Source organism: Flavobacterium sp. NKUCC04_CG, from assembly GCF_019345525.1.
In the GTDB taxonomy this organism is placed as follows: domain Bacteria; phylum Bacteroidota; class Bacteroidia; order Flavobacteriales; family Flavobacteriaceae; genus Flavobacterium.
The window spans coordinates 53,288-61,699 of record NZ_JAHKRA010000020.1 but is presented as its reverse complement, the minus strand read 5'-3'; the positions used below and the strand labels follow the sequence as shown (position 1 = coordinate 61,699).

At 37.0% G+C, this 8,412-nt stretch carries 7 protein-coding genes; all 7 read left to right on the top strand.

Going from position 1 to position 8,412, the window contains the following annotated elements; genetic code table 11:
• Positions 1-1,171 (top strand): hypothetical protein (locus tag KO524_RS13435; RefSeq protein WP_219294747.1); only part of this gene is annotated, 1,171 nt, incomplete at its 5' end.
• A 179-nt stretch (positions 1,172-1,350) separates the two neighbouring features.
• On the top strand, positions 1,351-2,613 hold the full coding sequence (locus tag KO524_RS13430) for a gliding motility-associated C-terminal domain-containing protein (protein ID WP_219294746.1): 1,263 nt from the start codon (positions 1,351-1,353) through the stop codon (positions 2,611-2,613).
• Between the two features lie 12 nt (positions 2,614-2,625).
• Positions 2,626-3,558 (top strand): type IX secretion system membrane protein PorP/SprF, encoded by a 933-nt coding sequence (locus KO524_RS13425; protein WP_219294745.1) that lies wholly within the window; start codon positions 2,626-2,628, stop codon positions 3,556-3,558.
• Between the two features lie 11 nt (positions 3,559-3,569).
• Positions 3,570-5,519 (top strand): OmpA family protein, encoded by a 1,950-nt coding sequence (locus tag KO524_RS13420; RefSeq protein ID WP_219294744.1) that lies wholly within the window; start codon positions 3,570-3,572, stop codon positions 5,517-5,519.
• 194 nt (positions 5,520-5,713) lie between these two features.
• Entirely contained in the window at positions 5,714-6,610 is an 897-nt protein-coding gene (locus KO524_RS13415) for an LD-carboxypeptidase (RefSeq protein WP_219294743.1), read from the top strand.
• 7 nt (positions 6,611-6,617) lie between these two features.
• Positions 6,618-6,977, top strand: coding sequence for a YraN family protein (locus tag KO524_RS13410; RefSeq protein ID WP_219294742.1), 360 nt, complete (start codon positions 6,618-6,620; stop codon positions 6,975-6,977).
• Between the two features lie 210 nt (positions 6,978-7,187).
• Complete coding sequence (locus KO524_RS13405; RefSeq protein ID WP_219294741.1) at positions 7,188-8,342, top strand: PepSY domain-containing protein; 1,155 nt, start codon at positions 7,188-7,190, stop codon at positions 8,340-8,342.
• Positions 8,343-8,412: the final 70 nt, after the last annotated feature.

The following is an 8,412-nucleotide window of genomic DNA, read 5'->3' as shown; positions in this document are numbered from 1 at the left end:
CACCGCCGGTGATACGGTAGCTGTTGCTTTAAAGGCTATTTTTGATCATGCTGATTTTGTTACGGCTATAACGGAAACCCACCTTGATGAGATTTTTAACCACCAAAACGTGATCAACAAAATCATCAACAACCTCAGTGGTACTTATGGCAACGTGGTGTATAACAGCACGACCAATAAATTCCAATATTACAACGAAACTGGTGTTTTGACAGATGTTGATTGGAGCAGTTTAAATACGACCAACCAATCGTTTGCTGTAGTAGGGTCGAATTTGGTGATAACAGACACCGCCGGTGATACGGTAGCTGTTGCTTTAAAGGCTATTTTTGATCATGCTGATTTTGTTACGGCTATAACGGAAACCCACCTTGATGAGATTTTTAACCACCAAAACGTAATCAACAAAATCATCAACACCCTCAGTGGCACTTATGGCAACGTGGTGTATAACAGCACGACCAATAAATTCCAATATTACAACGATGCGGGTGTTTTGACGGATGTTAATTGGAGTGATTTTAATACGACCAACCAGTCGTTTACGGTGGATGCGAATAACGAATTTTTGATTCTAAGTGATTCAGATGGAAATAATGTAAGTGTTGCATTAGCGAGACTACAAACCTCGAAACCATGGAATAAACAAAACACGACTACTCAGTCTAGTAGTCACTTAGACGACATATACCAGCAAGGAAGCGTAGCCGTGGGTGCTTCTGTAATTCCTACCCTCACTTTAGGGGGTGTTGACCAAGAAGTGAAATTCCACGTAGCAGGAAATATCAGTACAACGGGTAAAATTTACACTACAAACAGTGTCTATGCAGATTATGTTTTTGAGAATTATTTTACTGGATATTCTGATTTAAATGATAAATACGAGTTTAAATCGTTGGATTATGTCAAATCTTTTATTGAAGCAAACCACCACCTTCCGGGAGTTACGAAAGTCTCAGATTTGAATAAAACGGATTCGGGTTATTCATTTGATATGACTGCCTTGAGTATTCAACAATTGGAAAAAATCGAAGAGTTGTTTATACACAGTATAGAACAACAGGACTTGATAGATAGACAGGAAGCGGAAATTAACCATTTAAAATCCGAATCGGAGTTGACAAAAGAAAGATTAACGCGATTGGAAAATCTGTTGCTCAATTTAAAATAGCACGGTTTACAATCTTATTATATTGATTGCAAGTAATAAAACCCTGCTTACTACGAAGCGTAAACAGGGTTTGTTATCACAGCTTGTAGAAGCCCAAATCACGTCTAAATCGTTTATATGATTTGGCTACAGCTTCAATATTTTCTATGATGTTACTAAAATAAATATAAAATAAATATATGTATAAATATATAGCGCTTTTGATAGGAAGTGGAGCGGTTGCGCAGCATGTACCAATCGTCGCTAATGAAGGTATACTTACAATCTCCTCACAGACAGAAGTTTCCTTGCTGTTCAAACTTGAAAACAAAAAAGACGCTGCAGTGTCTAATGATGGTAGTGTTTATTACTATTCTGATTTTCACAATGATGGACTTTACACTTTTAATCATAAAAAAAAGACGTCTTATGCTGTTTTTCAGCCGTATCAAGGTATGGTTAAGAGTCATAAAATAACGGGAACGGCTCCTAGTTACTTCTTCGATGTTTTGTTTAACAACGAGTCTTTAGTGGATGGTTTTTATTTGAAAAACGATATGAGTATTGCCGGTACTGCAAATTTTACTGCAGGTATTGTTCAAGTGGATTCTTTGTCTGGAGCACTGGTTTTTGAGAAACAAGCAAAGCACATCAATACATCTGATAAGAGCCATGTGAATGGAGAGGTGGAAAAGATGGAACAACACAAAGACGCCTTTAAGTTTCCCATCGGAAACGGAATCTACTTTAGACCGGCTTACATCAGTGCGCCAAATGACATTAAAGATGCTTTTTTAAGTCAATATCACTTAGAAAACCCTATTGTTTCTCATCCGTATCAACATAGTGAAACGGAGCTGATAGCTGTGATTAATGATAAAGAGTATTGGACTGTTGAAAGAGCAGCTGACGGAGTCAATAATATCATACTGACCTTAAGTTGGAATGAACAGACCACTCCTAAAAGTATTTTAACAGAAGAAAATGGCGTATTGGATTTGCATATAGTGCGTTGGGATAAGAGTCAAAAGAAATGGATTGATGAGGGCGGAATTGTCAATAAGGAGTTAAAGACAGTAACCACGCCAACTATCGTAAGGGATTATGGGGTGTTTACCCTTGCTAGAATCAAGACAATGGTTAAAAATCATATAGAGATTTATAATGCTGTAGCGACTAATAGTGACAAAGGGAACGACTTTTTTCGCATAGAACATATTAATAATTTCCCCAATAATTCGGTTGAAATTTATAATAGATGGGGAGTTAAAGTTTATGGGACCCAAAACTATAACAGTAATGGAAACGTATTTCGCGGTATTTCTGAAGGAAGGGGAACCTTTAATAAATCGGATAAATTGCCTTCAGGAACATATTATTACATAGTCAACTATGAGTATGATGATGGAACGGGTCCGCGCATGATAAAAAAAGCAGGTTACTTGCATTTAGAAAACAACTAAAAGAACCAAAGAATGAAATTAGATACTATAGGAAAAGGGGTTTTGATTATTCTTTTAACGTGTTTTGGAACTCTAAATACACAGGCACAAAGTGACCCTCAATTTACCCAATATATGTATAATACCATAAATGTAAATCCGGCATATGCAGGTTCACGTGGTGTGATGAGTGTTTTTGGTTTGCACCGTGCACAATGGGTCGGTTTGGATGGAGCCCCCAATACAACGACCTTGTCCTTGAATACACCTTTGGGGAACTCTAAATTGGGATTGGGTGCGTCTTGGATTAATGATAATATAGGGGCTATGGATGAAAACAACATTTCCATCGACCTGTCTTATACCATAAATTTTAGTAGGCAGTTTAAATTGGCCTTCGGATTAAAGGGTACGGCTAATCTATTGAATGTGGATTATACTAAATTAAACATATACAATCCCAATGATTATGTGTTTAGCAACAACATCAACAATCAGTTTACGCCAAATATCGGAGCTGGACTATACTTGTATTCTGACAAATCGTATATAGGACTTTCAGTACCCAATTTTTTGGAAACCGATCGTTACGACGACAACGTTTATGCCGCGATGAAACAGAAGGCGAATTTTTATCTGATTGGAGGACATGTTTTTGACTTAAGTCCCAATGTCAAGTTTAAACCCGCCTTTTTAGCAAAAGCTGTTTCTGGTGCGCCTCTTCAAGTGGATGTTTCTACCAATTTTATGATTGGGGAGGTATTTACGATTGGTGCCGGATACCGTTGGGACGCAGCTCTTAGCGGATTAGTTGGGTTTCAAGTTACCGATGGGCTATTTGTGGGATACGCTTATGATGCGGAAACAACGAAGTTAGCTCGATATAATTCTGGCTCCCATGAGATTTTTTTGCGATTTGAATTATTCAATCGCTTTAACCGAATCACTTCACCAAGATTCTTCTAAACGTGCTAAAGATGTTGAAAATTTTACATAAGATTATTTTGAGTGCACTCATTTTATTGTCGGCTGGAGCTTTCTCACAGCAACAACGACAAAATAGAGCCGATGAACTTTTTAATCGCTTTGCTTATATAGATGCGATTAATATATATGAGAACCTGGTTGGAAAGGGTTTTAAGAGCATAGGGTTATTCCAACAGCTCGGAGATGCCTATTATTTTAATGGGGAACTTCAAAAAGCGAATAAAGCGTATTCATTTTTATTTGGATTAACCAATGAAGTACCCAGCGAGTACTATTATCGATATGCCCAAACTTTAAAATCTTTAAAAAGTTATAATGAAGCAGATAGGTATCTTAAATTATTTGCTGAAAAAGAAGTTACTGATCAAAGGGCGAGATGGACTGTAGAAGCTAAAGATTATCTGAAACACATCGAAGAAAATTCGGGCAGATATGAGTTATCGAGTTTGAAAATCAATTCCGAATACTCCGATTACGGAAGTGCAATATATGAAAACAAGCTTGTTTTTACTTCTGCCAGGGATACAGGGCGTATCGCAAAAAGAATTCACACGTGGACGAATAATCCTTTCACCAGTTTGTATGAGGCAGAAATTAGCGTAGACGGAAGCATTGGTAAGGTCAAGAAGTTTGCTAAAGCTATTACCTCGAAATTTAATGAATCAACTCCTGTGTTTACGGCAGATGGTAATACCATGTATTTCACTAGAAATAATTATAATAAAGGCATTCGAGGCAAAGACATTTCCGGAACAACCTTGTTAAAAATATATCGAGCCATAAAAGTTGATGGAAAATGGGGTAAAGCCGAAGAGTTGTCGTTTAATGGTGATAATTTTAGTACGGCTCATCCCGCGTTAACTCCAGACGGGAAATGGTTGTATTTTGCTTCAAATCGACAAGGCGGGCAGGGAAATTCGGATTTATATAAAGTAGAGATTTTGGCATACGGAAATTTCGGAAGTCCGATAAATCTGGGATCTGCTATTAATACAGGAGGCAGAGAAACCTTTCCTTTTATAACCCAAAACAACGAACTGTATTTTTCTTCTGATGGTCATCCTGGATTAGGAGGTTTGGATATCTTCGGTGTAAAAATTCTCGAAGATGGAAAATTTGGGAAAATAAAAAATATAGGAACTCCTGCAAATAGTGAGTCGGACGACTTTGCTTTTATGATTAATAGTACCACTAAAAAAGGTTTTCTGAGTTCCAATCGTGCTAATGGAGTAGGTAAAGATGATATTTATTCGATTTTTGAAACCCGCGAATTGGATTTAGATTGTTTACAGACCATTAAAGGTGTTGTTTACGACAAAGAAAGTAATGAAAAGCTGAGGAACACTAAAGTAAGCCTCTTCGATAATAGTTTTAAATTCATAAATGAAGCGATAACAGATGACTTGGGTCGTTATGAATTTACTCATTTGAATTGCGGATTAAAATATAGAGTGAATGCCAGCTTAGAAGATTATAATACGGCTGAAGTTACGGTAGATTTGCCGTTCAGAGAAGGCAGTGTATTGGTGGATTTTGGATTGGAAAAAACGCGAATCATAGTAGAGAAAGGCGACGATTTATTCAAAGTACTGAAATTGCTTCCTATTTATTTTGACTTCGATAAATCAGATATTAGAAGCGATGCCACCATGGAGTTGGCTAAGGTAGTAGCTGTTTTAGAACAATATCCATCTATGAAAATCGATATTCGCTCACATACTGATAGTAGAGGAAACGACAATTATAACTTACAACTTTCCGATAGAAGGGCGAAATCAACTAGAGCTTGGTTAATCAGTCAGGGTATTAGCGGCTCGCGCTTGTTTGCAAAAGGTTATGGGGAAACCCAATTGATTAACGGTTGTGAAAATGGAGTTAAATGTACCGATGAGCAACATCAAGATAATAGAAGAAGTGAATTTATTGTTTTAGAATTGTAAAATATCCGCTGCTATATATATGGCAGAACATTGGTGTTGTTGTAGGCAAGCTCACCTCGTTATAGAGGTGGGCTTGCTGTCTTTATAAAGGTTTTCGGATGGGCTAAATACCATTCGAAGTATAAAAAACAGTTCAGAACCTTAAAAAAAAATAATTAATCTTTTAAAGATTATTAGATTTGTAGAAAAAGTAAATGAAAACACCCTCATATCTTAAGAAAGGTGATACGGTCGCCATAGTATGTACTGCAAGAAAATTCTCTGCAATAGAGGCAGCACCTGCGATAGCTGTGTTGGAGGCTTGGGGGCTTCAAGTAAAATTGGGGACTACTATAGGGTTGGATAACTTTCAATTGGGAGGTAGTGATCAAGAGCGCATTGCCGATTTTCAAACCCAGCTTGACGATCCAGAAGTTAAAGCGATATGGTGTGCTAGAGGGGGATATGGGACGGTACGGATTATAGACCATATTAAATTTGATGCTTTTATAGAATCTCCCAAATGGATTATTGGTTTCAGTGATGTTACGGTATTGCATAGCCATATTCATAATTTAGGAGTTGAAACCTTACATGCCATTATGGCTTTTAGTGTTGTGAATACCACACAGTCGTCCATAGATTCGCTTAAACAGCAGTTGTTCGGAGAAAAAGTAAGATATGAAATCGCTACGGTTAGTCATAATCGTAAAGGGAGTGCCAGTGGCGTATTGGTAGGGGGGAATTTATCGATACTTTATAGTGTTTTGGGATCTGATTCGGCAATTGATACCAGAGATAAAATCTTATTTATAGAAGATTTAGACGAATATTTATATCACATAGATCGAATGCTTTATAATTTAGATCGGAACGGTTTATTGAAAAACCTTAAAGGACTTATAGTGGGGGGAATGACCGATATGAAGGACAATGCTATTCCCTTTGGGCTAGATGCTAAAGAAATTATCTTAGAAAGTGCTAAAAAATACAATTTCCCAATATGTTTTGATTTTCCCACGGGTCATCTAAAAGAGAATTTGGCTTTAAAGCTGGGACATCAAGTCAATTTTATAGTCGATGATGCGAAGACTTCCCTAGAATTTTTATAAATGAATTATGGCAGAACACAACGATTTAGGAATTTTAGGTGAACAGTTGGCCGTTGATTTTTTAATTCAAAAAGGTTATGTTATTCTGGAACGCAATTGGCGTTTTAAAAAACTTGAAATCGATATTATTGCCTTAATCAATAATACACTTGTAGTTGTCGAAGTTAAAACCCGGACCTCCTCTGGTTTTGGATTACCTCAGGAGTTTATAAAAAAATCTAAAATCAATCGGTTGTTACAAGCTATAAACAGCTATGTTCTGGTCAACCACAGAGATGAGCAGATTCGATTTGACATCATCGCCATCATAAATCAAGCTCCCAATCCCACTATTGAGCATCTGGAAGATGCTTTTTTCCATTTTTAAATTTGATTTGCAGCAGAAGTAAAACCGTTTTATATTTGCACTGTTTTTATTCAGTCTAATTATTCCGTGTGCTCTTTGTAAGCAGTTGGAAAGATTGGAAGGAATGGATTGTTATAAGCTGTAAAACCGTTGTTAATACATTTTTTGTTATATAACTGCTTTAGCTTAAGGCACAGGCTGTAAAACTAAATTTAAAAATAAAATCTGCACATGAAAAAGCCCAAAAAATATGGATTTAGACGCCTGATGAACGACCTGCATCTTTGGTTGGGTGTGGCCAGTGCGTTAGTGCTGTTTGTTGTTTGTTTAAGTGGTACTATTTATACTTTTCGCACCGAGATAGAACAATGGTTAGAGCCGCAGAAATACACGATTACCCAAACAAAGGAAAGTAAATTTGATGTGGATGAGCTCATCAACACAGTGGCGCTAGAGGTTAAGGGAAAAGTCACTAGAGTAACGACCGAGGATGATCCGACAAAACCTTATGTGTTTACAGTAAGTACTAAAGGCGATAAAAGAGGGGAGAATTACTATGTTAATCCTTATACCAAAGAAATTATGGGCTCGGGTAAAGGACCGGCTTCTTCTTTCTTTAGTACCGTGATGAAACTGCACCGTTGGTTGCTGTTTGATTCGGAAATTGGAAGGCCTATCGTTGGAATTGCTACGCTTATTTTTGTTGTCTTGTGTTTTACAGGGATGTTTTTATGGTTTCCGAAAAAGATTAAGGGTTGGAAAAGCTTCAAACCGGGTTTTAAAATCAAATTTAAATCAAATTGGAAGCGCATAAACAATGATTTGCATAATACTTTAGGTTTTTATACTATGCTCGTTGTATTGATTATGGCGGTTACGGGACTCTGTTGGTCCTTTGAATGGTACAGAGCTGGTTTAAGTGAAATTCTGGGAGTAAAGGTATTTGGTGGAAGAGACGAGGTTAAACCTGAATCTGGGGCTAGTGCTGACGCTCCAGCTTTGTCATATGCCGATGCGGTTGCCTTGGCGAATGCCCATTTTCCTTATCAAGGAAAAACCATAGTCTCGATTCCCAAAGACGATAAGGGTGCTTTTGAAATACAAAAGAATGATGCTAAGCGTTGGAATCAGACGGCTTTTGACCGTATTTTTATCGATCAATTTTCAGGGGATATCATCAAAACGGAAGTGTTTAGTCAGAAGAAAATAGGAGATAAAATTGCTTCGCAGATAAAAGCGATTCACCTGGGTGAAATTTATGGAATATATTCCAAGGTGCTTTATCTAATAGTGTGTTTGATAGCGACAAGCTTACCAATTACGGGTATATTTATTTGGCTGAATAAGATGAAGAAAAAGCCGAAAACCAAAAGAATTGAAGTATAACATTACTTTGTGAGAATTGGATATTTTGATTAATAAAAAAAACGTAACTTTGTTGAATAACCTATTTTAA

Bases quoted from the DNA above. Each gene is read 5' to 3' on its own strand.
- KO524_RS13405 (WP_219294741.1), top strand. From the start codon at position 7,188: ATGAAAAAGCCCAAAAAATATGGATTTAGACGCCTGATGAACGACCTG.
- KO524_RS13420 (WP_219294744.1), top strand. From the start codon at position 3,570: ATGTTGAAAATTTTACATAAGATTATTTTGAGTGCACTCATTTTATTG.
- KO524_RS13430 (WP_219294746.1), top strand. From the start codon at position 1,351: ATGTATAAATATATAGCGCTTTTGATAGGAAGTGGAGCGGTTGCGCAG.
- KO524_RS13410 (WP_219294742.1), top strand. From the start codon at position 6,618: ATGGCAGAACACAACGATTTAGGAATTTTAGGTGAACAGTTGGCCGTT.
- KO524_RS13425 (WP_219294745.1), top strand. From the start codon at position 2,626: ATGAAATTAGATACTATAGGAAAAGGGGTTTTGATTATTCTTTTAACG.
- KO524_RS13415 (WP_219294743.1), top strand. From the start codon at position 5,714: ATGAAAACACCCTCATATCTTAAGAAAGGTGATACGGTCGCCATAGTA.